The organism is Neobacillus niacini (assembly GCF_031456445.1).
GTDB lineage: Bacteria > Bacillota > Bacilli > Bacillales > Cytobacillaceae > Neobacillus > Neobacillus niacini_I.
Map to the genome: position 1 here is coordinate 50702 of NZ_JAVDUQ010000013.1, position 25062 is coordinate 75763.

The 25062-nt window shown below is 36.3% G+C and carries 30 protein-coding genes, 3 pseudogenes and 1 riboswitch; of the genes and pseudogenes, 22 read left to right on the forward strand and 11 right to left on the reverse strand.

The window, feature by feature from the left end; all coding sequences use genetic code 11:
- Window positions 1–218 precede the first annotated feature (218 nt).
- Window positions 219–1592: an amino acid permease gene (locus J2Y67_RS12730; RefSeq protein ID WP_310174543.1), complete on the forward strand. Its 1374-nt coding sequence runs from the start codon at window positions 219–221 to the stop codon at window positions 1590–1592.
- 66 nt (window positions 1593–1658) lie between these two features.
- On the opposite strand, the gene J2Y67_RS12735 is transcribed toward J2Y67_RS12730, so the two are convergent.
- On the reverse strand, window positions 1659–2531 hold the full coding sequence (locus tag J2Y67_RS12735) for an SDR family oxidoreductase (RefSeq protein ID WP_310174545.1): 873 nt from the start codon (window positions 2529–2531) through the stop codon (window positions 1659–1661).
- A gap of 263 nt (window positions 2532–2794) precedes the next feature.
- On the opposite strand from J2Y67_RS12735, the gene J2Y67_RS12740 reads away from it, so the two are divergent.
- Together J2Y67_RS12740 and J2Y67_RS12745 are read left to right on the forward strand one after the other, a co-directional pair.
- On the forward strand, window positions 2795–3865 hold the full coding sequence (locus J2Y67_RS12740; RefSeq protein ID WP_310174547.1) for a BMP family lipoprotein: 1071 nt from the start codon (window positions 2795–2797) through the stop codon (window positions 3863–3865).
- Between the two features lie 351 nt (window positions 3866–4216).
- On the forward strand, window positions 4217–5293 hold the full coding sequence (locus tag J2Y67_RS12745) for a PrsW family intramembrane metalloprotease (RefSeq protein WP_310174548.1): 1077 nt from the start codon (window positions 4217–4219) through the stop codon (window positions 5291–5293).
- A gap of 116 nt (window positions 5294–5409) precedes the next feature.
- On the opposite strand, the pseudogene J2Y67_RS12750 reads toward J2Y67_RS12745, so the two are convergent.
- Window positions 5410–5981, reverse strand: a pseudogene (locus J2Y67_RS12750) (flavin monoamine oxidase family protein); the annotation flags it as partial.
- 175 nt (window positions 5982–6156) lie between these two features.
- On the opposite strand from J2Y67_RS12750, the gene J2Y67_RS12755 reads away from it, so the two are divergent.
- The 3 genes from J2Y67_RS12755 (at window position 6157) to J2Y67_RS12765 (ending at window position 7623) form a co-directional block, all read left to right on the forward strand.
- Window positions 6157–6612 carry a C40 family peptidase gene (locus tag J2Y67_RS12755; protein WP_310174549.1) on the forward strand — a complete coding sequence of 152 codons (456 nt, stop codon included), beginning with the start codon at window positions 6157–6159 and terminating at the stop codon, window positions 6610–6612.
- A gap of 139 nt (window positions 6613–6751) precedes the next feature.
- Window positions 6752–6973 carry a hypothetical protein gene (locus J2Y67_RS12760; protein ID WP_310174550.1) on the forward strand — a complete coding sequence of 74 codons (222 nt, stop codon included), beginning with the start codon at window positions 6752–6754 and terminating at the stop codon, window positions 6971–6973.
- Window positions 6974–7254: 281 nt separating this feature from the next.
- A complete protein-coding gene (locus tag J2Y67_RS12765; protein ID WP_310174552.1) occupies window positions 7255–7623 on the forward strand; it encodes a Gp49 family protein in 369 nt (122 codons plus the stop codon).
- A 187-nt stretch (window positions 7624–7810) separates the two neighbouring features.
- On the opposite strand, the gene J2Y67_RS12770 is transcribed toward J2Y67_RS12765, so the two are convergent.
- Window positions 7811–8587, reverse strand: coding sequence for a hypothetical protein (locus tag J2Y67_RS12770; protein ID WP_310174554.1), 777 nt, complete (start codon window positions 8585–8587; stop codon window positions 7811–7813).
- A gap of 323 nt (window positions 8588–8910) precedes the next feature.
- On the opposite strand from J2Y67_RS12770, the gene J2Y67_RS12775 reads away from it, so the two are divergent.
- Complete coding sequence (locus tag J2Y67_RS12775; RefSeq protein ID WP_310174556.1) at window positions 8911–9378, forward strand: DUF3291 domain-containing protein; 468 nt, start codon at window positions 8911–8913, stop codon at window positions 9376–9378.
- Between the two features lie 70 nt (window positions 9379–9448).
- Here the strand turns inward: J2Y67_RS12775 and J2Y67_RS12780 are convergent, their stop codons facing one another.
- The 3 genes from J2Y67_RS12780 to J2Y67_RS12790 all read right to left on the reverse strand — a co-directional run bounded on the left by J2Y67_RS12780 (window position 9449) and on the right by J2Y67_RS12790 (window position 11069).
- Entirely contained in the window at window positions 9449–9805 is a 357-nt protein-coding gene (locus tag J2Y67_RS12780) for a GIY-YIG nuclease family protein (protein ID WP_310174558.1), read from the reverse strand.
- 22 nt (window positions 9806–9827) lie between these two features.
- On the reverse strand, window positions 9828–10583 hold the full coding sequence (locus J2Y67_RS12785) for a DUF2087 domain-containing protein (RefSeq protein WP_310174560.1): 756 nt from the start codon (window positions 10581–10583) through the stop codon (window positions 9828–9830).
- A gap of 327 nt (window positions 10584–10910) precedes the next feature.
- Window positions 10911–11069, reverse strand: coding sequence for a hypothetical protein (locus J2Y67_RS12790; protein WP_310174562.1), 159 nt, complete (start codon window positions 11067–11069; stop codon window positions 10911–10913).
- A 242-nt stretch (window positions 11070–11311) separates the two neighbouring features.
- Here J2Y67_RS12790 and J2Y67_RS12795 point away from each other — a divergent pair, with 242 nt between their 5' ends.
- The 5 genes from J2Y67_RS12795 (at window position 11312) to J2Y67_RS12815 (ending at window position 14324) form a co-directional block, all read left to right on the forward strand.
- The gene (locus tag J2Y67_RS12795) at window positions 11312–11512 is read left to right on the forward strand and encodes a cold-shock protein (RefSeq protein WP_154709163.1); all 201 of its coding nucleotides are present in this window, start codon (window positions 11312–11314) and stop codon (window positions 11510–11512) included.
- Between the two features lie 397 nt (window positions 11513–11909).
- On the forward strand, window positions 11910–12044 hold the full coding sequence (locus tag J2Y67_RS12800; protein WP_310174565.1) for a DUF3934 domain-containing protein: 135 nt from the start codon (window positions 11910–11912) through the stop codon (window positions 12042–12044).
- A gap of 171 nt (window positions 12045–12215) precedes the next feature.
- Window positions 12216–12839 (forward strand): hypothetical protein, encoded by a 624-nt coding sequence (locus tag J2Y67_RS12805; RefSeq protein ID WP_310174567.1) that lies wholly within the window; start codon window positions 12216–12218, stop codon window positions 12837–12839.
- Between the two features lie 147 nt (window positions 12840–12986).
- Window positions 12987–13385, forward strand: coding sequence for a VOC family protein (locus tag J2Y67_RS12810; protein ID WP_310174569.1), 399 nt, complete (start codon window positions 12987–12989; stop codon window positions 13383–13385).
- A gap of 312 nt (window positions 13386–13697) precedes the next feature.
- Window positions 13698–14324, forward strand: coding sequence for a hypothetical protein (locus J2Y67_RS12815; protein ID WP_310174570.1), 627 nt, complete (start codon window positions 13698–13700; stop codon window positions 14322–14324).
- Between the two features lie 215 nt (window positions 14325–14539).
- Here the strand turns inward: J2Y67_RS12815 and J2Y67_RS12820 are convergent, their stop codons facing one another.
- From J2Y67_RS12820 to J2Y67_RS12830, 3 genes are read right to left on the reverse strand one after another with little or no spacing between them, the layout of a single operon-like run.
- Window positions 14540–15067: a permease gene (locus tag J2Y67_RS12820; RefSeq protein ID WP_310174572.1), complete on the reverse strand. Its 528-nt coding sequence runs from the start codon at window positions 15065–15067 to the stop codon at window positions 14540–14542.
- Window positions 15064–15546, reverse strand: coding sequence for a hypothetical protein (locus J2Y67_RS12825; RefSeq protein WP_310174573.1), 483 nt, complete (start codon window positions 15544–15546; stop codon window positions 15064–15066). The genes J2Y67_RS12820 and J2Y67_RS12825 overlap by 4 nt, the downstream gene beginning before the upstream one ends.
- The gene (locus J2Y67_RS12830) at window positions 15539–15880 is read right to left on the reverse strand and encodes a PadR family transcriptional regulator (RefSeq protein ID WP_310174575.1); all 342 of its coding nucleotides are present in this window, start codon (window positions 15878–15880) and stop codon (window positions 15539–15541) included. The genes J2Y67_RS12825 and J2Y67_RS12830 overlap by 8 nt, the downstream gene beginning before the upstream one ends.
- 551 nt (window positions 15881–16431) lie before the next feature.
- Here J2Y67_RS12830 and J2Y67_RS12835 point away from each other — a divergent pair.
- The 3 genes and pseudogenes from J2Y67_RS12835 to J2Y67_RS12845 form a co-directional block, all read left to right on the forward strand.
- The gene (locus J2Y67_RS12835) at window positions 16432–16752 is read left to right on the forward strand and encodes a PadR family transcriptional regulator (RefSeq protein ID WP_057776084.1); all 321 of its coding nucleotides are present in this window, start codon (window positions 16432–16434) and stop codon (window positions 16750–16752) included.
- Between the two features lie 355 nt (window positions 16753–17107).
- Window positions 17108–17197, forward strand: a pseudogene (locus J2Y67_RS12840) (DUF1048 domain-containing protein); the annotation flags it as partial.
- Window positions 17184–17408 (forward strand): annotated as a pseudogene (locus J2Y67_RS12845) (ABC transporter permease); the annotation flags it as partial. The pseudogenes J2Y67_RS12840 and J2Y67_RS12845, both read left to right, overlap by 14 nt.
- Before the next feature lie 150 nt (window positions 17409–17558).
- Here the strand turns inward: J2Y67_RS12845 and J2Y67_RS12850 are convergent.
- On the reverse strand, window positions 17559–17846 hold the full coding sequence (locus J2Y67_RS12850) for a TetR/AcrR family transcriptional regulator (RefSeq protein ID WP_310174581.1): 288 nt from the start codon (window positions 17844–17846) through the stop codon (window positions 17559–17561).
- Window positions 17847–18006: 160 nt separating this feature from the next.
- Window positions 18007–18176, forward strand: a riboswitch (cobalamin riboswitch).
- A 79-nt stretch (window positions 18177–18255) separates the two neighbouring features.
- Between J2Y67_RS12850 and cobT the strand changes: the two genes are divergently transcribed.
- Window positions 18256–20034: a nicotinate-nucleotide--dimethylbenzimidazole phosphoribosyltransferase gene (gene cobT, locus J2Y67_RS12855; protein ID WP_310174583.1), complete on the forward strand. Its 1779-nt coding sequence runs from the start codon at window positions 18256–18258 to the stop codon at window positions 20032–20034.
- Between the two features lie 119 nt (window positions 20035–20153).
- On the opposite strand, the gene J2Y67_RS12860 is transcribed toward cobT, so the two are convergent.
- Window positions 20154–21122, reverse strand: coding sequence for a helix-turn-helix transcriptional regulator (locus tag J2Y67_RS12860; RefSeq protein ID WP_310174585.1), 969 nt, complete (start codon window positions 21120–21122; stop codon window positions 20154–20156).
- 111 nt (window positions 21123–21233) lie between these two features.
- Here J2Y67_RS12860 and J2Y67_RS12865 point away from each other — a divergent pair, with 111 nt between their 5' ends.
- The 6 genes from J2Y67_RS12865 (at window position 21234) to J2Y67_RS12890 (ending at window position 25046) form a co-directional block, all read left to right on the forward strand.
- Window positions 21234–21713, forward strand: a complete 480-nt coding sequence (locus J2Y67_RS12865; protein WP_310174587.1) for a GyrI-like domain-containing protein — start codon at window positions 21234–21236, stop codon at window positions 21711–21713.
- A gap of 22 nt (window positions 21714–21735) precedes the next feature.
- Complete coding sequence (locus tag J2Y67_RS12870) at window positions 21736–22203, forward strand: phage tail protein (protein ID WP_310174589.1); 468 nt, start codon at window positions 21736–21738, stop codon at window positions 22201–22203.
- 272 nt (window positions 22204–22475) lie between these two features.
- A complete protein-coding gene (locus J2Y67_RS12875) occupies window positions 22476–23093 on the forward strand; it encodes an NUDIX hydrolase (RefSeq protein ID WP_310174591.1) in 618 nt (205 codons plus the stop codon).
- 179 nt (window positions 23094–23272) lie between these two features.
- Window positions 23273–23671 carry a VOC family protein gene (locus J2Y67_RS12880; protein WP_310174593.1) on the forward strand — a complete coding sequence of 133 codons (399 nt, stop codon included), beginning with the start codon at window positions 23273–23275 and terminating at the stop codon, window positions 23669–23671.
- 64 nt (window positions 23672–23735) lie between these two features.
- Window positions 23736–24029: a hypothetical protein gene (locus J2Y67_RS12885; RefSeq protein ID WP_310174595.1), complete on the forward strand. Its 294-nt coding sequence runs from the start codon at window positions 23736–23738 to the stop codon at window positions 24027–24029.
- A 201-nt stretch (window positions 24030–24230) separates the two neighbouring features.
- Window positions 24231–25046 carry a lipid II flippase Amj family protein gene (locus tag J2Y67_RS12890; protein WP_310174597.1) on the forward strand — a complete coding sequence of 272 codons (816 nt, stop codon included), beginning with the start codon at window positions 24231–24233 and terminating at the stop codon, window positions 25044–25046.
- Window positions 25047–25062 lie beyond the last annotated feature (16 nt).

Sequence of the window (25062 nt, forward strand, 5' to 3'; positions counted from 1 at the left end):
AATAAAACAACTTTTTGGTTAGAAAAGAAGGCTATACGTCATTTTCTCTTTGACGTATAGCCTTCTTTGCCAACGCCAATACAAACAGTTAAAGATATTTATTCAAATGAATATTAAGACATAATATAGAAGATTATAAAGGAATCTGTTAAGTATTTATTTTATAAGAACGACATTTATCAAAGGAAGATAATTTTCTACATACGAGGAGATACAGCATGGATTTTTTTATTCCTAATGGTCAAAAAAATGAAAGTAAAGATAAAAATTTAAAATGGTGGCAATTGTCGCTAATTGGAGTCGGCTGCACCATTGGTACTGGATTTTTCCTTGGATCTACGATTGGTATTGAAACAACGGGTCCATCTATTGTATTTTCATTTTTATTAGCAGCCATTGGAACCTATATTGTTTATCGTTTATTAGCTAAAATGACGGCTGAAGATCCTCAAGAAGGATCTTTCTGTTATTATGCAAACAAAGCATACGGGCGTTGGGCCGGATTCAGCTGTGGCTGGAATTATTGGTGTTCCAACATTTTGATCATGGGAAGTCAACTAACCGCTCTTTCTATTCTTTCGAGATTTTGGTTTCCAAATATTCCTCTTTGGCTTTTTGCCGCAGGATATGCCATTCTCTCGATTATGGTTGTAATAACTGGCAATAAGGGTTTCGATAAGGTAGAAAATCTATTGGCTGTTATTAAAACAGCGGCCATTGTCATGTTTATTATTCTTGCGTTGGCGGCAGTGTTTGGATTGATTCATGGAGATGTAAAACATCCCGGTTTTCCACATTCAGCTAGGGAACTTTTTCCAAAGGGTTGGAAAGGTTTTTGGTCCTCTTTCATTTATGCCTTTTACGCTTATGGTGGAATAGAAGTTATTGGGCTTATGGCGATAAGGCTTAAAAAGAAAGAAGATGCGCCTAAAGCGGGAATCAATATGTTAATTGTACTTGTCGTGATTTATATAATATCACTTGGACTAGCCGTTTATATGGCAGCTCATGAAGCATTTACCGAAAAGGAAAGTCCTTTTGTAACCGCTTTGGATAAATATCATTTTGCCTTTTTTCCTCATGTATTTAATGGAGCGATTATTTTAGCCGGATTTTCAACCATGACGGCTTCCTTATTTGGGGTGACGACACTTCTTGTGACACTTGCCGACGGCGGGGATGCGCCCCAATTTTTTTCTAAAAAGCTAAAAAGATTTAAGCAACTCCCTTTACCATCATTGGGTCTTGCTACAGTTGGATTAATCGCCTCTATCATAACAGCTTTACTTTTGCCTGGTAAAATTTATGAATATATAACAACGGCCGCAGGAATCTTAATATTATTCAACTGGGCTTTCATCATTATTTCCGCTCTTCATATTTTGAAAATAAAAATAGGGGGGAAGATATTAGCTTTTATAGGAATCGCACTCATTTTTGCTGCAATCAGCGGCACCTTGATGGAAAAAGAGATCCGGATGGGTTTTTTTGTTAGTTTATTGTTTGTGGCGATTATAGGTCTAGTTTCTTTTTTTATGCAAATAATGGTTTGGAAGAAAGAAGGGAATAATCCGTTAGGAGAGCTCTCATAACAAGCTGATTCGAATAATGCCAAAAAACCGACCTCTCCTAGAAAGGTCGGTTTTAATGGAGATCCTTTATTTTGTTGTTGAGATTCCATTCACCATCTGAGTCAATGCCTCGATAATTGGTGTTGCTGGACGACCGATAAGTTTTTCGAAATCATGGCTCTCAACATCTAGAGTTCCTTCTCGAATACTCCTTTGGATGTCAACTAGCATGGGGATAAGGAAATCTGGTAAACCGGCACCTTTCATTATTTCAGCATACGCAGCATCGTCTACTTGCTGAACAGGTATTTCTTTGCCTAAAATAGTGCCAAGTGAAGCCACTAGTTCTTCCTGAGTCAATGCCTTACCAGAAAGTTCGTAAATGGTATTTTCGTGCCCGGTACCAGAAAGGACTACGGCTGCTGCTTCTGCATAATCTTGTTGTGGCGCCCATCCAACCTTGCCGTTACCAGCTGATGTTACCCAAGGGGCTCCAGCTAACACTCCTTGAATGCTTGGGATCTCATTTTCCAAGTACCAGTTATTGCGTAAAAAGGAGTAAGGAATTCCTGTTTTTACGATGGCTTCTTCTGTTGCCTGATGCGTTGGGGCAAATAAATTTTTACTTTCTTTAGCATTTGCTAAGCTGGTATAGGCAATAAATTTAACTCCAGCACGTTCTGCCGCTGCGACCGCATTCGCATGCTGACGGATTCTTGTTTCATTGTCTCCATCCGCAGAAATAAGGAGTAAGCGATCAATTCCTGCAAAAGCTGTATCCAAGGTTTCCGGATGATCAAAATCTCCTTGGCGGACTTCAATTCCACGCGCCCGAAATCCTTCCGCTTTTTCTGTGTTACGAACACTGACAGCTAGTTGCTCCGCTGGTACAGTTTTCAATAAAGCTTCTACCACTTTTGTTCCCAATTTACCTGTTGCGCCTGTTACGAGCATTTTCATGAATTTTTCCTCCAATATATAAGATGTAATTTAATTGATTACCTGTAACCATAATAGTTACTTTATTGAGTTTTGTCAATAATTTTAAATCAGTTTTAATGGCTTAGTTAAAAACTGTCGCTGATTTAGGATCCAAAATGAGTTGATTGTAACTTGAATAACGATCCTCTTACGAATGAACCTGTCCTTTTTCGGCAAACTATTTTAAAAGGACAAGTTAGATTTTGTATTCAAATCATTACCTTTCTTAGGGGGACAATAACGTGATTAAGAAAAAAATGGCAATGGTAATAACCCTTTTGCTCGCTTTAGGGACCATTCTAGGTGCATGTGGAAAGGGTAATAACAACACAACTGGTGGTAATAAAAAGAATGGATTCTCTGTTGGAATGGTTACGGACATAGGCGGTGTGGACGACAAATCCTTTAACCAATCTTCTTGGGAAGGTCTTCAAGCCTTTGGTAAAGCAAACAACATGGATAAAGGAAAAGGCGGATATGATTATCTTCAATCTACATCTGATGCTGACTATGTGACAAACTTAACAACACTTGCCCGCCAAGGCTTTAATTTAGTATTTGGAATTGGATTCTTAATGCAAAATGCTGTAGATGAAGTGGCAAAACAACAAAATGATACAAAATTTGCCATTATTGATTCTGAAGTGAAAGAGCCTAACGTTGTAAGCATTCTTTTTAAAGAGCAGGAAGCCGCTTTCCTTGCGGGGGTTGTAGCAGCTCTTACAACGAAAAGTAATCATATTGGTTTTATTGGCGGTATGGAAAATGCTGTAATTGAACGTTTCCAATCGGGTTTTCTTGCTGGAGTTAAAGCAGCAAAACCTTCTGTAAAGGTTGATGTCCAATATGCGGGTGCTTTTGACAAACCGGAGGCTGGTCAAGCAATCGCATCTAAAATGTATTCGTCTGGTGCAGATGTAATTTTTCACGCAGCCGGTGGTACAGGCAATGGTTTATTTAAAGAAGCAACAGACTTAAAGAAAAAAGATCCGAACCGTGAAGTTTGGGCGATTGGTGTAGACCGTGATCAAAGCGACATGGGTCCGGATGTGGTTCTTACCTCTGCCATTAAGCGTGTTGACGTAGCGGTAAAAGATACTTCCCAGAAAACGAAAGATGGGAATTTTCCAGGAGGAAAGAACATTCTATACGGTTTAAAGGAAAATGGTGTCAGTTTAGCTCCTATTAATGCCAAAGCTGCAAACAAAGCGGCTATTGAAAATGCTGTTAAAGATTGGACAAGTAAAATTAAATCTGGATCACTCAAAGTTCCTGGAACACTTGCTGAATTTAAAACATTCAGCGTTAAATAGTAAATCATATGAAGCAGACCATAAATCATGAAAAAAGCTGCATCACAATCAGCAGCTTTTTTCTATTTCATTTTTGGAATTATTCTTAAATAAAAAATCCACCCTTCCAATGGAGAAGGATGGATAAACCACAATCAAGACTTTAGGGGAATCTTGAAGTAATCTTATTTTAATCCGAAATGAAGGAAGTTATTTGTTTTATAAGACTAAATTAAATAAATTTTTTTTGTTAATTCGATCAGGTGACATACATTAATAATTTAAACCTTTATTTAAAGGGAAAAGTAAAAAGATAAATGGTTATATTATGATTGTCTTTTGAAGCTTCGCACATAATGAGGAGGATCCTAAATGAAATGCCCGGAATGTGTTTATGTTAATCCTGAGGGTGTAAAGTTCTGTATAAATTGCGGCAATAAATTTTTTCAGGACACCAATACTAATCAAGATTCAAATAGCTTGTTTTATGAGTTTGCTCATTTTGTCGATTTGGTACCTAAGCAGCAACGTTCGATTGAGCCTAAATTTCAAAATGTATTCTCCCGGGTGTTTCGAAAGCATAGTGAACTTGAGGCTGAACGGCTTTTCATCGTAGGAACAGCACTGACAACACCCAAGATTGAGGAAGTGAAGGAAACGTGGCCGAAACCTTGGCTTTTTGCGAGAGTATTTCTAATTGCGCTTATTTCATTCCTAGGCTTATTTTTAGGGGTAAGCTTGTTCAAGAATATAAACTTTTTGCCTGGTCTGATCATCGTCGGTGCTTTCGCTGTGCCATTCACAACGTTGATCTTCTTTTGGGAGATGAATGCCCCTCAGAATATTGCTATTTATAGAATCATTTATGTGGTATTGGTTGGCGGAATCCTCTCGATGTTAGTGGCCGTGGTGTTTTATGATATTCTAAAACATAACATCAATCCAATAACGATTGGAATTGTGGAAGAACTGGCCAAAGTGATAACCGTTATCTATTTTGTGCGAAACATAAAATACCGGTACATCCTTAACGGACTACTGTTGGGCGCTGCAGTAGGCGCAGGCTTTGCCGCTTTTGAAACGGCTGGTTATGCGTTAAGAGCACTTCTTTCCGGAAGTTTTCACAACCTCTATACGACCATCCTTTTGCGCAGTATTTTAGCTCCTGGCGGACATGTTGCTTGGGGAGCTTTAACGGGGGCTGCCTTTTGCATGGTACAAGGGAACAAAAAATCTGACTTGAACATGTTGTTAAAGCCTAAATTTGTCCGAATCTTTATTCTTGTTGTTTTGATGCATGCATTATGGGATACACCTGTATCAGGTATTTTTCCGGTCGGGCAAATCATTCTGATGCTCTTATCATGGTTTATGGTTTTTCGAATGATCCGCAGTGGGTTAAAGGAAATAGGCAATAAGAAATGGCTGCTGAACAAAGATGTTTTGTGAGCCTATCTCATAGATGATGGATAAAAAAAGAAAAAGGGGACAACTGCACGATCCTCTTTCTGGGTGTACGAATGGGTAAAGTAGAAACGGAATTTCCGGTAAATAGTCCGTCTGCTTTAATTCGGTAATTCATTCACTTCATTGGCAACTCGAATCCCAGATTCAATCGCTCCCTGCATCCATCCGTGGGTAAGTGTTGTATGCTCACCTGCAAAGTGAACTCTTCCTTCGGGTATAGTGATATACGGAAATAGCTCATTTTCCTGCCCTGGATCAAAAGCCACAACAGCTCCAGTAGAATAGGGATTATCGGTCCAGCTAATAGAAGTTCCGGTGACAAACTCAGAATAGACTTAATCACCGAAAATAGCTTCTAAGTCCTTAAGGCATATTGAATGCGATCTTCGTCTGACAGACCATTCCATGTCATCGCTTCATCTGCCCATGTATAACTCGCCAACATAACGGCAGGTCCTTTTGTGCCGATACCCTGACTAGGGTAATACGTGAACCGAATTGGTAAATCTGTTATCGATTTACCCCCAAATTGACCAGCCTTTTCCCAAAACCTGCTTTTAAACTCAATTCCCACTTTTGTTGCCGCCATATAGTTAATTTCACGGATTGCTCTGCGTTTAAAATAAGAAAAAGATTGAAAGGGTTCGATTGTCACAAAGCGTAAAACTGAATTTGATGAGATGCCTATGTGCTAAAGTGTTTGGGGACGATGTTAGAGAAGAATGTTCATTATTTAAAAATTATTCCAGAATAACTTTGTAATGAAATTGTAAATTTGCTGTGATGCCTCCGTCATACCCTTCTAGTATATTTAACCTATCAAATCACACTAGGAGGTAACAAATATGCTAAAGAAATTCATTATGGCATTTGTCATTCTAGCTTCTTGTGGCACTTTGTTTGCCAACACGGGTAATAAAGCAGAAGCGGCAGCTTATAATTATCATATTAGAGCCATTCAAGTAGCAGAAAATCATATGGGAGTACCCTATCGTTGGGGTGGGATGTCTCCATATGGCTTTGATTGTTCAGGGCTTGTTAAATATTCATATGGAAAAGCGGGAAGAACACTAAACCGTACAGCAGCAACCATGTTCTATGGAAACGGGTATCACGTATATTCTCTTAAGACGGGAGATTTAATGTTCTTCGCACCAACAAAAGCAAGTAGACCAACACATGTGGCAATTTATATTGGGTACGGTAAAATGATTATGGCTTCTTCATCAAAAGGAGTTATGATTACCAGAACAAGTAATCCATACTGGCATCAAAGATACATTGGAGCAAAACGAGTGTAAAGATCATCGGAAACGGTGGTCTTTTTTTATTTTAAACAGGATTGTAGGAGGGTAAATTTTTTTAGGTTTGTCCTACAAATATCCAATCATTTAATAGAAGTACACATTTAATATAATAGGAAAGGAGATGATATTGAAAATGAGCAATCAAGGGTTTAACCGCTTTGCTTCTGAGCTTGTTGGAGAAGAAGTAGAAGTGATCACGAATAATGGAACATTTACTGGGACACTGGAATATGTTGGCGGTGACAGTATCATTTTGAACACGAGAATAAGAGGCCGAAGAGTCAGATTAGCCATTCGTATCGCTTTAATAATCGCTCTATTCAGTTTATTAACTGGCCGTAGGTTTACTCTTTAAAAATACAACAAAAACCAGAGATCCAATAAAAGATCTCTGGCTTTTTTTTATTAGAATAAATGTCGATTTAAAGACAGTTTTTCAGCCATGGATAAGAATTCCATCTCTTGTGATTTATCAGAAAAATTAGAAAAAATTTAATTTGACTGCGTTCCCATTCCGTAATAAACTAAGGAAAATTTCATAAAGAAACTACCGCCTTTCCTATTTTTTTATGGGGAAAACATGGGTAATGTAGCTAGTAGATACTTTTCAGTAAAAAACTAAGGGAGAGAAGAACCATGATAATCGAAAGCATTTGCCCAAAATGTGGAGAAATCAATAATGTTGAGCATAAAGGGGAAGACCTTCTATTTGTAACGTGTAACAACAAACATATCTATGATCATATTGTCATCCCTTATTCAAGAACCGGTGGGATTAAGGATGACCGTAGGAAAAAGTTAGAGGAAATGATTGTTGAGAAAAAATTTCATCGAATGAGTGATAAATCAACAATTTGTCTATTAATCTTTGAAAATGGTTATGAAATTGAAGGGCGTTCGACCGTTCGTGACATGACTGATTTTCGAACGATTATTGGAAAAGATAAAGCGTATGAACAAGCATTGAAGAAGGCGATGGTTGCATTAGGTGCCTATTTAGTGTAATTAGAAAATAAACGGGACCATCCCATTTGGATAATTAGTTCCGTTTTTGCGGAGAAACCTAATAAATAACGTACAAAGTAAAAGACCAAATCATATGATTTGGTCTTTTACCATTCCTTATTGTTTGTTACACGAAAAAGAAACCCTTATCAATATATAGTGGTCTTTAATTTAGGTAATTCAATTTTCATTTTATATTTACAGAATGATCACTTTTTGGAATAAATGAATTCGTTAATGGATGTCCGAAAATCAACTTCCATTGCCCTTTTTCATTAAAAACAGCTAAATTTTGGGTATAGCTGTGATTTGGATATTCAATTTCAACTTGTGTAATTGCTAGTGAGTCGGAAATCATATTTATTCCGTAGGTTGTTATTTCCGGTGTCGGTTGTTGACTTAACGCTTTTAGATGTTTTTCGATTTTTTCATTACTGGATTTAGGTAAGATTTTAATAAAAGTTTTCATTTTTGGAATATCGTGAGCTTTTATGGCATTGGTATACTCCGTAAAAAGCTGTTCCACTTCTGCCTCCTTCGCAGATCGATTTTGTTTCTTTGTACTCTTAGCCCCTGAAGGAGGAATTCCCATTACGATTTTCCAATGTCCATCTATCTTTACCACGGGTGTGGTTCTTAAAGTGACCATTTCCTTGTATGTTGATTGAATGGATACCAATGCGGTTTCATCGTTAACGATGCTAAGATTCGTTATCTTAGCTTCTTCTAAAGGGGTTTCAGTGCAAAACCATGTATAAAATTCTTTCACATTCTCTATCTTATGGAAATATTGAGAGTGGGTCACCATCATATCTGTATTACAATTTTTTTGAGCTTTTAGGAAATTCACTACAGCAGCTAAAGCATCATCTTTTGTTGCAGCATTAACGCTTATACTGCTAAATGAAATAATAAATATCAAGAACAAAAGTATTTTTCTAAGGTTTTTAGCGATACTAATCAATTTCTCACCCCGTTCTTTTTATTGGAATCTCCCATTATTTTTCACCAAATGATCAAGGATATCCTAATAAAATACAAAATCCCTTGGAATGAAATTAATTCTTATTAAACAAACGGGCATTTAGTTAAAGGAATTTTTTTAATAAAGCAGAATATATAAATTAAAGGTATTTCCAAAATTTACATTTTAAGCACCATTTGTCACAAAGAAGGTACAAAAGGAATGGAGGAAAATGAATATGACCAGCCTTACATTAAAAATGTATAATAAGATCCCATCTTACTTGAATATATCTAGGTAAAACTGTAAATGGAGGGCTGTTTATGGCTTTAGTATCGATCTATACTGTTGGTAGGCTAAATCACCCCTATGACCACCCTGCCTCTCGTGAGTTTTTTGAAGTGGGATATGAAGTATTTCGGCAGGCATCTGAATCAGGACATCTTATAGAGGCGTTTTCACCAAATGGAGTGCAATTCCCTGAAGAAGACATTAAAGGGGAAGGTTTTCCTATTCTTACTTTAACGGTATGGAAAAGCCTTCAATCCTTATATCGTTTTACCTATTCAGGTCAGCATAGGCAAGCGTTACGAGATAGGAGTAAATGGATGGAGCCTTATCAAGAGAAACACCTTTCATATGTAGTGTGGTGGACAGAGAAGGTGAAGGATGTCTCATGGGAGGAGGCTTTCAAGAGATACAACTATTATCTTCAGCATGGGCCCACTCCTTTTGCGTTTGACTTTAAGCACCCGTTTGATGAAAAAGGGGAGACGTCCTTGGTTAAGTAGCAAGGACGTCTTTTGTTTACGTATAAGAAACAGAAAAAATGGTGATAGGTTGATCGCGCTAATAATTTAATTACTGGGGCTTTTGGGAGTTATATCCTCGTTCTCCATATGGTTGAAGTTGTTCCAACCATTTTATCTCTAGCTCCAATAATGCTTCTTTCTCAGTAAAATACGGATCATCTTTCTTTTTAAGAATCTCTAATACTTCAAAAGTAAACATGCTTTGCCCAAAATGGTTCCATTCTTTTTGGAGCTCTTTATTCGAATGGGTACCTGTATCAAGCATTAACTTTACCCCATTTAAGGTTTTCAAGTTTTTTGTACTTCCGATAAAAATCTTTTGGTTATGACTATTTTTAATTTGATAGACACCTGCTTCAATGGGTTGTTCTTTATAAAGTCTTTTTAATTCTTTTTTTCTATCCATTATTTATCCCTGCTTTCAACCATTATTTTTTTAGCCAATATTGGCTTCCATCGGATTTTCGATCTAAAAAACCATATTCGATTAAATATCTTCTGATTAAGACATAATCATCGTAAATGGATTTTAAAATTTGATTTAATTCCATCTCATCATAGGACTGTTCACGATCCAATTTTTTTGCAATTTCTCGAAGGACAATCAGCCGCTGTTTTTCCTTTGGAGGAAATTTCTTTAAGGCTCCACTGGTTCCTTCAGGGAAGTATTTCTTAATGGTTTCTAATTGTTCATCCTGTGTAATATCATATCGATCATCCACCATTCTGGCTGTTTTATGAGGGGGGATAAAGGCTGGTTCGTACTGATCTTTGTCTTTTAATAGTTCCATTATGGCTAAAAAAATCTTTGCTTGACGTTCCTTCTCTTTGAGTGCAAAACGGTGATGCCTGATCGTCGAGGTACTTCCAATATCCATTTCTACCTGGACTTCTTTATCGCTTTTTCCCTGATAAAAAAGACTGAGGAGATGATTCTGATGGTCGGTAAGACCTGTGAATTTTTTATCCATTCCGATTAAGTAATCAAATACGGACTGGTGGCTCCTTTCGATGTGGATCCGCGTATACCTTTCAGCTTCATAAAGAATCCCCTCATAAGGATAAATAATTCCACCTTCGAATGCCTCGCCACATAGCAGGCATTTATAAGTACCCGAATCATGAATGTATCCTCGTTTAAGTTCTTCTAATGAAGCGTTCCAAAAAAAATCTGAAATATCCATTTCCAAACACACCCAAACAACGTTTAATTATATAATAAACAATATTTAGTTTTGTTTATATATATATATACAAATATAATAAAATAATGTTTAGTCTTGGTCAATAAATTAGCTGGAATTTAATTAAAAGGGGGATAAGAACATTAAGTTTTGTTACTTGCTAACCCGTGCACCACTAAAGACTATGCGGTTGTTAAATAGTCAAATGATAGAGGACAAAATAAAAAGTCAACATAATGAATGTTGACTTAGATCACCGACAAATCCGAAAATTTACGGTTTGCAGGCAGTTTTAAAAAAGTTCCAATTTAATATTGTTAAGAGTTTTTAATCGCGCATTGCTCCGGCCTCTCGGGAAGTCATTGCACCTTGTCCTTCGCTTACATCTTTTTGAATTTCTTGTTTTATATTTTGTGCATTAGTTCCGGCAAATTCTGGTTTCATAATAGATCCCATATTCTCTTTAGCTTGTTGATCCTGTTGCATACAAGTCCTCCTGAATTTATTATTTAACAATCTTATTATTAGCATCGACTGGAAAAATAAAAGCGACTTATTTTTTCCTAATTTTAATCTCCTTGCAAATACATACAAAAAATGTTATTATAAATATTGAATTATTTTTGTTCAGTGTAAAGGATTATAAGTTTCAACTTTTCGTCTTGATGATCACTGAGAGCAAGGATAGTAATACATTGTGTGTATTTACACACTAGGAGGCAACAAAAATGGAAAAAGGTAAAGTAAAATGGTTTAACGGCGAAAAAGGCTTCGGATTCATCGAACGTGAAGGTGGAGAAGACGTTTTCGTTCATTTCTCAGCGATTCAAGGCGAAGGATACAAAACATTAGAAGAAGGTCAAGAAGTGACTTTTGAAGTTGAAAAGGGTCAACGTGGACCTCAAGCAACTAACGTACACAAAGCTTAATTATAGAATCCTGTAAACAGGCTCTTATATTAGAGTCTGTTTTTTAATTTTCTTAAAAAAACAAAAAACCCCACTCATAAATGAGTAGGGAATATGAAAACAGTAAATCAAATGGTAAGCAAAGTGTAGCACACAATCAGGGAATCTCCAAATTTTTTTAGAGAGATTGACTTCTAATGGTCACTCTTTATTAGTTCAGATATGCCGTATTGAGCTAATACCAGTTTAGTGAAAAAAGGAAATTCTGTGAAGACGATAATAGTTTATTGTTTCTACACAATTATATGGGTGACCTTTAGGATGTTATTTATTGTAATATGCTTGGTTAATAACCCAGTAAAATGACTAAAATTAACCAGATCGGTAACTCAACCTAGAATAATAATGGGGTGATTTTATGAGTAAAGGTAAAGGAAAAGGTGGAACAGGGAGAGGAACAGACAAGAAAGGTTGGAATCGTTGGCAATCTAGTGCAAACAAAAAAAAGAGTGCAAAACCTTATATAAGTAAAGGTACAAAAAAAACGGATTAATTAGTATATGGTTAGGTAGTTTCTTAATTGCAAGGGCTGTAAGTCTTTTTTCAAAAGCACACTGGAAAAATGAATTAATAATTACATCTGCATAATCATTAATAATTTCGGGAGTAATAATATTTTTCTTTTAAAGCCTAATTAGAAGTAGTTTTTAAAGGGGATATTCATATGACATTAAAGATCGATGTAGATTATAAAAAAAATAAATCCGCTTTTTACCCAACGGATGACATATTCGAATCATATGATACCGCCATCAACTTTATTTATAACGGCAAATCTTTTTTTGAATCTTTTTCTCCGATTACAAAAGATAGTGAAATGGCAAAGTTTATTGTTCATAGTGAATTGGATAGCAGTGCATTTACTTATGATCTTGAACATGCTAAATTTCCGTTGTTTAGTATGGTTATGGATATAAATTTTGGTCTAAAACAAATTAGCCTTAACGAAATTGTTATAATGACCCATGATACATATCAAACAGAATTCGTATTTTATAGAGACAAAGAAGGAATCCATATATTTTTCCATCTTAAATATGACGGACTATGGTATGACGGTAATAAAATCTTCTTTACAAGACAGGTTCCAGTAAAGTCCAGTTTTGTAGTTAATACAAATGAATTTATTTGTGCTTTTGATGATTTTATTAATCAACTTCAAGAATATTTATCAATAAATCATCTAGATTTAGTTAAAGATCCGTTGGTTAAAAGAAGTTTTGGAAATGATAAGCGTTTTAATGATTACTTAGAAAAAAACAAAAGAAACAATATGATTTCTGAATAGGGTGTTCTTAAGCAATCCGATGCTTGAATTTAAGATGGGAGCTGTCATCGTGGCAGCTCTTTATTCTTGTATGAACTAAAGCAGTTTAGTTCAACAAGAAAATCAACTAAAATAAATTTAGTACATAAAATTAGGAGGCGGATAAAAATGGAAAAGGTTACACCATTTTTAATGTTTCAAGATAGTAACGCAGAAGAAGCGATGAATTTTTATACATCCATCTTTGAGGATTCTCAAATTACAAACATTGTTAGATATGGGGCTAATGAAGCTGGACCAGAAGGCACCGTAATGCAGGCAACTTTTACCTTGAAAGGGCAAGAATTTATGTGTATTGACAGTTATATAAAACATCAATTCTCCTTTACACCTTCTTTCTCAAACTTTGTTACTTGTAATACTGAAGAAGAACTTGACAATCTTTATGAAAAACTTATAGAAGGTGGCCAAGCACTTATGCCTTTAAACAATTATGGTTTCAGTAAAAAGTTTGGTTGGGTGAATGACCGCTTCGGGGTTTCTTGGCAATTAAATCTTCCTTTGTGAATGTTTTAGGGGAATTTAATAAATAAAAAAACTAGATTAGGTAAAGGGGTATTACTTCAAAAAAGGTAATACCCCTTTTTATCTTAAAGCTGTATTTTTTTGACTTTGTGAAATAATGCATTTAAAGCAACGGGTGCAAGAGTTATAAATTATGCTGTCACATTGGGGCTGCTTTTCTTATTTAACTAAAAGCCCGTTAGTTTGACAAGAAAAAGTAATGGAAGTAAATTCCTTTAAAGTGTAAAATAGTAAAGGTAATTTATTGAATCAGATTTAAGGAGCATGGTCTATATAGAAGTTGGGGGAAAATTTATGAGAAAATTAATGATTAGTGTTCTATCTATTTTTACATTGAATTTTTTACTTTTTAATGTCATTGTTGAGGCAAAAACAAGAACAGGCACGATTAACAGACCGAGTTCAACTATTTCCAAATCTATTAGGTCTACGTCAAAGTCTTCGACGTCACAATCCAACTCAAGCAGTCAAAGCAATTATACTACCAAAACACCATCCTATTCATCTTTTAAGAAAAAGTATCCAAAATCATCACGTTATTTTTCCGGCAGCGAGTTATCAAAAACGCTTCTTTTTGGAACGACATTATTAATGTTAAATGACTCGAACAATGAAGAACCCACATATGAGGACGAAGAAGGAAATATTTACACACTTGCTGATATGGAGGAAATGGATATACATATACCAGAAGAGGAACCAGTAGAAGAAGACCTATATTCGGAAACAGTGGAATTTGATGAGACAGCAACAGATATGCCAAATGAAATTGGAACTGCAACTTCTAACGATGATGAAAACATAGATACTGAAGAAAACGAAGAAGAAGATAACTCTTTTAATTGGATCTGGCTTATCCTCCCTTTTATGGTAGCAGGGATTGCATTTACTTTAAGACAGAAAACTAAAAATAACAAATGAAGTTGATATTATTCGTCTTAAATGGCGGATCCCCCATTTCTTGTTGAACTAAAGTGGCAGGGTTGAAGAAGGGAATTAAAAAGAGGATGCAGTGCATACTGTATCCTCTAATCTTTTACGATACGAAGTAGTCGTTGTAGGTGCAGCAATACCAGAAAATGATAGTAGATAAAAAAGAGTTTGGGATTGAAGCTTAAAGATTTATGGATCTAAATCTAAATGTCCTTAGTTATATCATACTTTAACAATTGTCGATGCTTATAAAATTCCTCAAAAATAATACCCATTAAATAGAAAAATAACAAACCAAAACAAATGTGAATGAGTGTAAATTTAACTCCAAATGAAGCAAATTCATATACTATAACCGGTAATTTTGCAGTTGTCCAAACTCCTAAAAAAAATACAATATAGCGTATGCTTGCTCCTTTTTTTAATAACAGTGCCGCAATTGGAAAAGCTACGTATAGAGGACCAGCCGCAATTACTCCTAATAATAAGGAGAACAAAATACCATAGATGCCGGATTTCCTCCCCATATATCTAATTAGTGTTTCTTTCTCCACCCATTTGTCAAGCAAACCTACGAATAGTAAGACAGGAGGGAGTAGAAACAGCATATCTAAAATGCTTTTTCCAGTTAATTGAAACGCGTTCCACCCCACTGATTGGTTTATAAAGGTAAGGATCATGAGCCCAAATAGTAAAATGAAAAAGAAACGATATCTTTTTAATTCATTCATCCCATCATCACCCAAATAATATATGAAAATATGAGAGACATTAACACTGCAGATGCATTGCGAGAATAGGCAAAACTTCGCCCAAATATCTTTTGTTCCATAGGTAAAGTAGTGATTCCTACGGACATTAATGTAGACATTAATACAGCTACTTGAGGGAGTCCTGCACCATTTTGGATTAATGTATGACCAAGTGGAAATACAACAAAGCTTGGAACTAGTGCAATAGATCCAATTAATGTCGAATAAACAATACCTATCAATCCAGATTTTTCTCCAATGATTGAAGAAATGAAGGATGGAGTTAATATAGATAGTGAGAGCCCAACGAAAAGCATAATGGATAACATGTCAGGTAAAAAATTACGAAAGCTTTTCCATGAGTTTAATAGAGCATCTTTTGTTTTATTTCGATCTTTTATAAAAGAAATAGTGAGAAGAATCATAGCCATAGCGTAAAGGATAGCTCCATTAATCATGATTAGACTCCTTCCATTCTTTGTATTTATTTAAGAAAAATGATAAGTTCTTCATTTTTTCTTCGATATCGATTTGAAAATCATCTAATTTTCTTTTTCCAACTGTAGTTATTTTGTACATTTTTATCAGCTTATCTTGATTAGATGTGTCCAAATAAGACTCAACAGCACCTTCTTTCTCTAATGTTTTTAATGTGCGATAAAGAATCGCACTATCAATTGGATTGATCGGAAGCTTTTCTTCACATTTCTGCAGAAGTTTCCCTCCATAGCTATCTCCCTCTGTTAAAAACAGCAGAAGAAATGCACCTGTATGTCTCCCTGTATGTTTCATGAAATATAACCTCCTAATTTAAATGCTAAATTTTTTTTCGGCAACATCTTACTGTTAATAACAGTATACTGTCATCGACAGTAATATGTCACTGACGTATGTCCTTTTATAAAAATTTTTTGTTCAATTTTTCAGTAGAGGTTTCGAAGGTTGCTTTATTTGAAGGTGTATTGCCTCATTTTATTATTGTGCTAACGGCGGGTTAGTGGAAAATGAGGAAGTAAAAGCTCCATAAAGAAAATTGGCTGTATCCAATGGGGTTAGCTGGTTTTAAAAATATTAAGAAAATCCAGTTGACAGTCCTTCTACTACTTGTTACGATATACCTTTAATAAGTCACACTTGATACCAATACCACTGAATAGTGAAGACGCAAAAATATTTTTAAGAAAAAAAGTTGACACCTTGCTACTCAGTGATACAATGCACGTGTAATAAGCAATACTGAATAGTGTGATTTCTCAAAAGCTATTCAGTGAAAATTTACCTTAGTACTATGTTATACTGAATATAAGTCAGACAATATAGAGGAGGTAAAGGAGGTTCTGAACATGGAAAATTTAACTGAAATGCTGAAGGGTTCGCTGGAAGGTTGCGTGCTGGAAATCATCAGCCGCCATGAAACCTATGGCTACGAGATTACCCGCCGCCTGAACGAGCTTGGGTTTACCGAAGTCGTGGAAGGGACGGTCTACACCATTCTCGTGCGATTAGAAAAGAAAAAACTGGTGACTATTGAAAAGAAACCGTCAGATATGGGGCCGCCCCGCAAGTTTTACTCACTTAATGAGGCTGGCCGCCAGGAACTTGAATTGTTTTGGAAAAAATGGGATTTTGTATCATCAAAAATCAACGTCTTGAAGTCAATCTAGCTGCATAAGATATTCCGTCCGATATTTTTGGAGTGTCTTGTTCAGCTTTATAAAAGGCTCTGTTATTATTCATTGTTGATTTTCGTGTAGGTATGAGAATTCATAGGAGGAGAATTTCCTGCTAATGTATATAGAGGAAGCTTAAGAAGCAGATATAAGCGGAAATATTCCGATTAACTGCTCTAAATAAGACAAAATTCAAAGATTTGGATATTATAAACGGAAAAACTTCCTTTATTTTTAAGGAAATATGGGTATTTCCCAATTTAAACGGAATTTTACCGTTTATTTTTCAAACACAGTGAAATCAACATTCAGTTATTACAGAGGCATATAAAAAAGAAGGAAAAATAACATGCTGGAAATGTTCAAAAAAATGATTGGTGATAAAAAAGAGTACAAAATGATGATGGCACGGGTAGAAGCCCTCCCTACCGTTTATCAGCTTGGCCTTTGTCCCCACCGAAACCATGCCTAAAATTGTCCGTGCGTTCGCTGAGAACCAGCCCGTGACTTCAATCGTGAATGCGATTCGTGCCCTCTTGTATGAAGGGTCTGTTGGCAACGGAATCTGGATCGCGCTTGCCTGGTGCGTCGGCATCGTGGTCATCGCTTACTTCTTCGCCAGTAAAGCATTTAAACGCCAGTTAGGGTAAGTACACCATTATGGGATTAGCCCTATCAATAGTCAGCCGCTGCGATGAATGCATTTGCTATCACATGGAAGGCTGCTAAAATGCCGGGGTAACCATCGAAGAAATCATGGAAACCCTCAAAATTGGTGTGATTAGTGGCGGCTCGATCACTTATCCCAACCTGTTTATTGGTGCCTGTTTTATCTCAGAAAAAATTTTTTCACGACCTTCTTGAATTCTGTCGCAAACTGCGATACCTAGATCTCCTTTCTTTTCAAAATGATAATGAATACTTGCTTTAGTGACACCTAGTTCTTTCGCTAAATCATCATAGTTAAAAGATAAGTAGCCTTTTTCTTGAATATTTTTTAAGGTTAGTTCAATGATTTGAGATTTTCTATTTGTCATGTTTTCGTAGTAACTTACTAGTAAGTAAGTGTCAATTAATGCGTTTTCCATGGTAGTATGTCAGCTTCCCTAAGATGTTTTATTTCGAGCTCTGAAAGGAATATTGGTTTTTTTCCAGGCTTCTAGTTGAAGTATTGTGATAGAAATACGGTCGATATAAAGGATTGTCATTCCAATTATTTTATGGTTTACTAAAAGTGTAAGTTTTACATCTTAATAGTCTTCATTAGGTGCCTTAATATGGGAGAATAGGGAAGTTTTTAAACAACGCGGAGCCCGCCACTGTAGTCGAGGAACTGCTGCAATGCCACTGGGAAACTGGGAAGGCGCAGTATGTGATGAATCGGAGTCAGGAGACCTGCCTAAATGAAGTTGTGTATGCGGTTATGGCAAAACCTCAGCTTATTAAAGCTGGGGTTTTTTAGCGTGGTCGGGAATTACCATAAGGGAGGAAATATTTATGGAAAAGTTAAAAGAAACAATTTGTTTAATCGATGGTTTGAACACAGAAGCACAAGAACAAATGGAACAACATTTAAACTCACTTACAAAACCATTGGGAAGTTTGGGCATATTAGAATCACTTGCAATTAAAATTGCAGGGATAACGGGAAATACAAAACCTGAAATTGACCCGGCAATGGTGGTATTGATGGCAGCAGACCATGGCGTAACTGCTGAAGGAGTTTCAGCATTTCCATCAGAAGTTACACAGCAAATGGTTAGAAATTTTATTACAGGTGGAGCAGCTATCAATGTTTTGTCCAGAGCAGCGAATGCCTCGGTACAGATTGTTGATATTGGTGTTAATGGAGATTTGCAGCTTCCGGGTGTGATAAACAGAAAAATACGCTATGGAACAAATAATATGGCACAAGGACCGGCTATGGAAAGTGCAGAAGCCATTGCGGCAATTGAAGCAGGAATCGAGACAGCACAAGCAGCTATCCAGAAAGGTGCTAAGCTGCTCGCACTTGGAGAAATGGGAATCGGAAATACGACTGCTAGTAGTGCAATGCTTGCTGTACTCGGACAGATTCCGGTTGAACAAATTGTCGGTTCTGGAACCGGTATAAATACTGCGGAAAAAGAAAAAAAAGCCAATGTTATTAAACGGGCAATTGAGGTAAATCAACCCAATCCAGCAGATCCGATTGATGTTTTGGCAAAAGTCGGGGGATTAGAAATAGCAGGACTTACAGGTATTGTGTTAGGTGCAGCAGCAGCACGAATCCCTATTTTAATAGATGGTTACATAACAGCTGTGGCTGCGTTGACGGCGGTTCGAATAACTTCTACATGTGTGCATTATCTTATTGCATCACATCAATCAGTGGAACCTGGTCATATCTTTGTGAATAAACTTTTAGGATTACAGCCACTTGTCAATCTAAACCTTCGTCTTGGAGAAGGAAGCGGGACGGCAACTGCGCTTCCGATTGTGAGATCAGCTATTCGAATTGCTAATGAAATGGCTACATTTGAGCAAGCAGGCGTGTCTGGTTCAAATGATGGCTCGGTTAAAGGTGCAGCAGAAGTAGCCGTTGCATCTGAAATATTACCTACAGAACCTACTTTGCAAATTGCAACTCGTCATGAGTTTGATGGGCAACAAAAACAAGGTGTCTATCATGCCATTTATAGCCGAAGGGATATTCGGTCATTTATCAAACATCCGATTGAGGAGGAGAAACTGCGCAGAATCATGAAAGCAGCTCATCACGCACCATCAGTAGGCTTTATGCAACCATGGAATTTCATTATGGTTCGCTCAGACGAAATTAAACAGCAATTACATGATGTTGTTTCTAAAGAAGTAGAGGTTGCAGGAAGGTATTTTGAGGATGAACGGTCTTTATTGTATCCCAAATTAAAAGTGGAAGGTATTCTCGAGGCTCCTGTTACAATTTGTTTTACGTGTAATCCGACAAGTGGTGGGGAACATGTACTGGGGAGAAATACGATACCAGAAACAGATGCCTATTCAGTAGTATGTGCTATACAGAACTTGTGGCTAGCTGCACGGGCTGAAGGTCTTGGAGTTGGATGGGTTTCCTTTTATAAGAAACAGGACATAAGGAAAATACTAAATATCCCGCCACATATCGAGCCTATCGGCTTACTATCAGTCGGATATACACATCAGTTTCAAGAACAACCAATATTAGAGACAGTCGGATGGGGTAAACGAATACCATTAGATGAATTAATTTATACTGACAAATGGGGAAAGCAATGAAACTATATAGTTAAGTTATCGTTATTTAACGGATGGAAATTGAATAGCGAAATGAACGAAAAAGCCGGTTCTTCCTTTATGAGAACCGACTTTTTATTTCCATAGTATGTAATCAAAGATTATGCTTTTGGGAAGCATAAGGATAATCTCTGTTGTAAACCTTCTAAGATTTCTTCTGGCACTTCCCTGACCTTGATATCCCCACCTAGGAAAAGTAGCCAATTTGTTATTTCGGTCAATTCTTCAGGATTATGTACATTGATAAAATTCTTTAGAATGGCTGTGGTCTGGTAAGGATTCGTATAGGAAATTGAAACCTTTAAAGGACGGTATTTTTTGAACTGGGCAATCGCTTTTGGACCAAGTTCAAGGACAAGGTTGATTCGTTCTTCCTGCTTACTTAGTTTTTCTAAAATTTTTTTCTTACTTAATCTTTTTTTCGTCGGGTAGGGTTTGACATTGGTGAGATGGTCGACAGGAAAAATCAGCTTCTTTTCTTCCTTTAAGTCAAATCCTTCAATCAGCCAAAGGCTTTTTTCATGATAAAGGTGCAAGAGATAAATTGGATAAGACTTTATTACCTCCTCTTGTTTGATGGTAATCAATAAATAGCTATCCAAAAGAAGGATTTGGATGAGTTTTTCTAACATGGGATCGGGTAGATCTGTAAGATCAAGTAGGTCGGGATTATTAGGGTTGGTCCCTTCAAAAAGTAAGATTTGATTTAAAAGAACAAGGTCATCTTGCTGGTTTTCTGAGATGAGGCCAAGTAATTTTTCAGCTAAAGACTGACGACTCTTTAGATAAGGGAGTTGTTTGTTTCTTGTGGCCATAAAGGCAATAAAAAGAGCTTTAATCTCATTGTCGGTAAAGCGAACAGTCGGCAGGACAGAGTTGTTCATGACAAAATAACCCCCATCTCTTCCAACTTCAGCGACAAGCGGCATCCCCATGGCTTCTATTTCTCTGATATCTCTAATAGCTGTCGAACGAGAGATGGTAAATTCTTGCATGATTTCAGAAATTGTAAAGTGGGAGCGGTTGTTGATATACCGCATGATGGTATTAATCCGTTCAACTTTTTTCATCGGGACCTCCGAAACAGTATCACTTTTTGACATGATTTAAAGCTATTATAAACTCATCAAGTGAAAAAACAAATCATTTGATTAATTTTTAAAAAAAGGAAGGTTTTGAACATGACAAATTATACCCTAGAAGAAAAAGATAGCTTTACCGTTTTAGGTATTGGGACTGAGCTGAAGAGCGATTACACAGACTTTGCTGGCATAAACAAGGAAAAGGCAGACTTTTGGGAGTCCGTCAAACAAGATGGAAGGCTTGATTCTTTAAAAGCTGTAGCCGCAAATGACTACATTTTTGCCGTGAACGAAGCGGTGAATAACAAGATGATGCATTATGCAGGCGTCATGACAGAGGCATCGGTACCAGAAGTAGACAGGGAGATCCAATTTCCTAAGGGGGAATACTTAGTTGTAAATGGGGAAGGGAAGACGCCTGATGAATTGAATAATAATCTTGCTGGCATTGCCTTTGGTCAAGTCTTGCCAGAAGCAAAGAATTTTGCCTATGTTGGCGGGCCAAATACAACGGTTGAGATGGGGCAGCGAAACGGCTTAGTTTTTGGTGAAATGTGGATTCCTGTTGTTAGGAAATAAAGAGATAAAAGGAGATATGGAAATGTCCTATATCGTTGATTTTAAAAATGTATCTACGGTTGGTTTAGAGTCTTCACCTATAGCAGAAGCGCTTGCTGGTTTACGTGCGAATGAAGCCCGTTACTTTATGAACAAATACAAGCATGAATTTACGGTTGTACCAGCGAGCGAGTCCTGCGAGACCCTTGATTATGTGAACCGAATTTTGAAAGAAGAACGTGATATTGAGTTTGCGGCCAAACCTTTAGAAACGTCGCGTTTTCAAGTGGAAAATATCGATTGGACTTACGTCTTTTATGAGGATGGTCTTTCGGTAAACGTCCTGTATACAGTTGATGACCCAAAGCCGAAGCGGGCCGTTGGGTTTAAGCTTTCTGAAGGAATGGAAGTACCAAAGGAGTTAGAAGGGAAGTTTAAGTTTGCTAGGCAGAAATCTAAACTAGCAGGAACCATTCGGGGCTCGTATTTTGTAATTAAAGGAGAATATTAAAGCAAGCAAGAGAAGGAACCCAGCCAATTTTTGTATTTGGGTTATTCTTTTTCTTCATTGAAATTGGTGAAAGCTATTTTCTCTATAGGTAAAAAATAGCTTTCACTCGCTAGAAAACCCAATGGATGCGTACATTTTCCTTTGTAACTTCTACTTTGTTAATAGGGGGGAAAAGCATCCATTTTTATTATTCCTCAAACATTTAGCAGTTTAGTTGACATAGTATTGCGAGAGATATTAGATGAAATGAATATTTTTAGGGAGCAGATTGTATGGAAAATGAACAATTAAAAATTTTTGACGATTACAGGAATTCAATAGGGGTTGCTACTCGTGAAGAGGTACATAGACTTGGATATTGGCACGAAACTTTTCATTGTTGGTTTATAAGTAAAGAAAAGGGAACGAATTATCTATATTTACAACTTCGAAGTAATACAAAAAAGGATTATCCAAATCTATTGGATATTACGGCAGCTGGGCATTTATTGGCTAACGAAACCGTTCAAGATGGTATGAGAGAGATTCAAGAGGAGGTTGGGATTGATATTTCCTTTCAGGATTTAATACCCTTAGGGATAATTGACTATTGCTTAATAAACGCTGATTTTATAGATAAAGAATTTGCAAACGTATTTCTGTATAAAAGTGAAAAATCCTTTCATGATTTTACTCTTCAAGAAGAAGTTTCAGGGATTGTTAAAGCTGAATTTAACCATTTTGCGGAACTTTGGTTTGGTGAAAGAGAGACAATTAAGATAAGAGGATTTGAAATAAATAAAGATGGAACTAAAATTTTTTTTGAAGAGAGTGTGGGAAGGGATAAATTTGTGCCTCATCAAATTAAATTTTATAAGACTGTTATCGAAAAAATTAAAGAAAACCTTTAATGGACTATACCAGCGGGTTTCCAGCTGTCCCTTTTCCTAATCCCCTATCCTGAAAAATAACCTTGACTACCTCCAAAAAATGAATTATCTGTATTATCCCTAAATTTGGAGAAAATGTTAAAATTAGTTATTAAAATATATTTTTTGGTAAATGAGTGCATTAAATAGGGGGGAGTTTCATGTTAAAGGGGGCACTTCATCATATTGAGATTTATGTCTCTAATTTAAATAGGACAGTAGATTTTTGGAGTTGGTTTCTTGAAGAATTAGGATACACGTCTTTTCAAGAATGGGAAAGTGGACGAAGTTGGAAAATAGGGGATACTTACATCGTTTTTGTACAAGCAGAGGACAGGTTTTTAGACGTTCCGTATCATCGATGCCGAGTAGGACTAAATCATTTAGCATTTCACGCAAGTTCAAGGCAACACGTTGAGGAAATGACAGCTAAATTAAAAGAAAGAGGAATAAAAATTCTTTACCCAAATGAGCACCCTTTTGCTGGGGGAGATAATCATTATGCTGTTTATTTTGAAGACCCAGATAGAATTAAAATAGAGCTTGTGGCTCCTGCTTAGTTTTCAAAATTTAATGATACAACAGGAGAACTCTTTGAGAGCTATTAAAATGGTGGTGATAAATATGCTAAGAATATTCTTGGAATTAATTCGAATTCTTGTCGTTTTCTTTATTATTGGGGGGATAATGGGAGGTCTAGTGAAATTAATCTATGCAAGTATTGGGATTAATGTTGATAATACCAATGGTGCTTGGTTAGTTGGATTGTCTATTCTTCTTCTAATTTTTGTCTTATATAGAAATAGACTTCAATTTTCAGGTTTTTATAGAGGAAAAGAGAAGCTTCCGAAAAAAGTTAGTATTTCTTTGATTTTGTGTTCCGTTTTATTGATCCTCATCGCCCCTTTCTTCAACTAATGTTTAAGAACTTGGAAACTCTCCAAGTTTTTTGTATGTTTGTAATTCTCCTTAACAAGGTAGTTAAAAATCGCTGTACCACCTACGTGCCGGATATTATCTCTTTCAGTATCTTTTTTATTGCATGTCCCATCTAATTAATTTCAATTTATGAATTTTAGGTTATAATACTGCTATAATAAATTTTTAAAGGGGCTTTTTATGGATCTATTTACAGGTAAAGTAATGATTATTGCTTTGTTTCTATTGATCATAACAATGATCGAGACTCTGGCCTATTCAACTAGGATTTCAGGAGCAAGAGTGAGATTAATTGCAACTGCCTTATCTTTATTTAGTACATTAGTGATTGTTTCACGTTTTTCCACTATGATACAACAACCTCTAACAGCAAAACTTATTGCAGAGGTACCCAAAAATTCAAACCCATTAAGCTACATAGAGGAACAGTATAGGATTTTAATTTGGGTAACGACTATTGGAGTATTGTTTGGTATTCTTCTTTTTCCGACATTCATAAATATCTTTTCACGGGCCATTGTGCAATTATCACATCAACGTGGTTCAATCATTGCATTATTTGCTAATAATTTTAATCGAAAGGGCATTAAAAAGCTTTTTATGTGTTTTCGATTACCAAGATTGAAATTCCTAAAAGGAATTACCTTAAAAACAATCCCCAAACGCCTCTTTGTTATTAATGTAATCATTACGGCAGTGTTTACGATTGGGGTTCTTTCTTCTATCTATGCATCAATGCTAGTTCCGAAATATTCACAGGCTGCCCTCATGTCATCTGGGATTATAAATGGGATTGCAACGATTTTATTAACCTTGTTTATTGATCCTAAAGCTTCAGTGTTAGCGGATCGAGTTATGAAAAAACAAAGTGATTATATCTACTTAAAGAGTTACTCATTGACAATGGTCAGTTCAAAATTATTGGGTACAATTTTAGCTCAGCTTTTGTTTATCCCGGCTGCCTATTATGTTGCTTGGTTTGCCAAATGGATTTAAAGAGTTGTAAATAGGT

Coding starts and splice junctions, on each gene's coding strand:
- J2Y67_RS12730 (WP_310174543.1), top strand. CDS start 219: ATGGATTTTTTTATTCCTAATGGTCAAAAAAATGAAAGTAAAGATAAA.
- J2Y67_RS12735 (WP_310174545.1), bottom strand. CDS start 2,531: ATGAAAATGCTCGTAACAGGCGCAACAGGTAAATTGGGAACAAAAGTG.
- J2Y67_RS12745 (WP_310174548.1), top strand. CDS start 4,217: ATGAAATGCCCGGAATGTGTTTATGTTAATCCTGAGGGTGTAAAGTTC.
- J2Y67_RS12755 (WP_310174549.1), top strand. CDS start 6,157: ATGCTAAAGAAATTCATTATGGCATTTGTCATTCTAGCTTCTTGTGGC.
- J2Y67_RS12760 (WP_310174550.1), top strand. CDS start 6,752: ATGAGCAATCAAGGGTTTAACCGCTTTGCTTCTGAGCTTGTTGGAGAA.
- J2Y67_RS12765 (WP_310174552.1), top strand. CDS start 7,255: ATGATAATCGAAAGCATTTGCCCAAAATGTGGAGAAATCAATAATGTT.
- J2Y67_RS12775 (WP_310174556.1), top strand. CDS start 8,911: ATGGCTTTAGTATCGATCTATACTGTTGGTAGGCTAAATCACCCCTAT.
- J2Y67_RS12780 (WP_310174558.1), bottom strand. CDS start 9,805: ATGGATAGAAAAAAAGAATTAAAAAGACTTTATAAAGAACAACCCATT.
- J2Y67_RS12785 (WP_310174560.1), bottom strand. CDS start 10,583: ATGGATATTTCAGATTTTTTTTGGAACGCTTCATTAGAAGAACTTAAA.
- J2Y67_RS12790 (WP_310174562.1), bottom strand. CDS start 11,069: ATGCAACAGGATCAACAAGCTAAAGAGAATATGGGATCTATTATGAAA.
- J2Y67_RS12795 (WP_154709163.1), top strand. CDS start 11,312: ATGGAAAAAGGTAAAGTAAAATGGTTTAACGGCGAAAAAGGCTTCGGA.
- J2Y67_RS12800 (WP_310174565.1), top strand. CDS start 11,910: ATGAGTAAAGGTAAAGGAAAAGGTGGAACAGGGAGAGGAACAGACAAG.
- J2Y67_RS12805 (WP_310174567.1), top strand. CDS start 12,216: ATGACATTAAAGATCGATGTAGATTATAAAAAAAATAAATCCGCTTTT.
- J2Y67_RS12810 (WP_310174569.1), top strand. CDS start 12,987: ATGGAAAAGGTTACACCATTTTTAATGTTTCAAGATAGTAACGCAGAA.
- J2Y67_RS12815 (WP_310174570.1), top strand. CDS start 13,698: ATGAGAAAATTAATGATTAGTGTTCTATCTATTTTTACATTGAATTTT.
- J2Y67_RS12820 (WP_310174572.1), bottom strand. CDS start 15,067: ATGAATGAATTAAAAAGATATCGTTTCTTTTTCATTTTACTATTTGGG.
- J2Y67_RS12825 (WP_310174573.1), bottom strand. CDS start 15,546: ATGATTAATGGAGCTATCCTTTACGCTATGGCTATGATTCTTCTCACT.
- J2Y67_RS12830 (WP_310174575.1), bottom strand. CDS start 15,880: ATGAAACATACAGGGAGACATACAGGTGCATTTCTTCTGCTGTTTTTA.
- J2Y67_RS12835 (WP_057776084.1), top strand. CDS start 16,432: ATGGAAAATTTAACTGAAATGCTGAAGGGTTCGCTGGAAGGTTGCGTG.
- J2Y67_RS12850 (WP_310174581.1), bottom strand. CDS start 17,846: ATGGAAAACGCATTAATTGACACTTACTTACTAGTAAGTTACTACGAA.
- cobT (WP_310174583.1), top strand. CDS start 18,256: ATGGAAAAGTTAAAAGAAACAATTTGTTTAATCGATGGTTTGAACACA.
- J2Y67_RS12860 (WP_310174585.1), bottom strand. CDS start 21,122: ATGAAAAAAGTTGAACGGATTAATACCATCATGCGGTATATCAACAAC.
- J2Y67_RS12865 (WP_310174587.1), top strand. CDS start 21,234: ATGACAAATTATACCCTAGAAGAAAAAGATAGCTTTACCGTTTTAGGT.
- J2Y67_RS12870 (WP_310174589.1), top strand. CDS start 21,736: ATGTCCTATATCGTTGATTTTAAAAATGTATCTACGGTTGGTTTAGAG.
- J2Y67_RS12875 (WP_310174591.1), top strand. CDS start 22,476: ATGGAAAATGAACAATTAAAAATTTTTGACGATTACAGGAATTCAATA.
- J2Y67_RS12880 (WP_310174593.1), top strand. CDS start 23,273: ATGTTAAAGGGGGCACTTCATCATATTGAGATTTATGTCTCTAATTTA.
- J2Y67_RS12885 (WP_310174595.1), top strand. CDS start 23,736: ATGCTAAGAATATTCTTGGAATTAATTCGAATTCTTGTCGTTTTCTTT.
- J2Y67_RS12890 (WP_310174597.1), top strand. CDS start 24,231: ATGGATCTATTTACAGGTAAAGTAATGATTATTGCTTTGTTTCTATTG.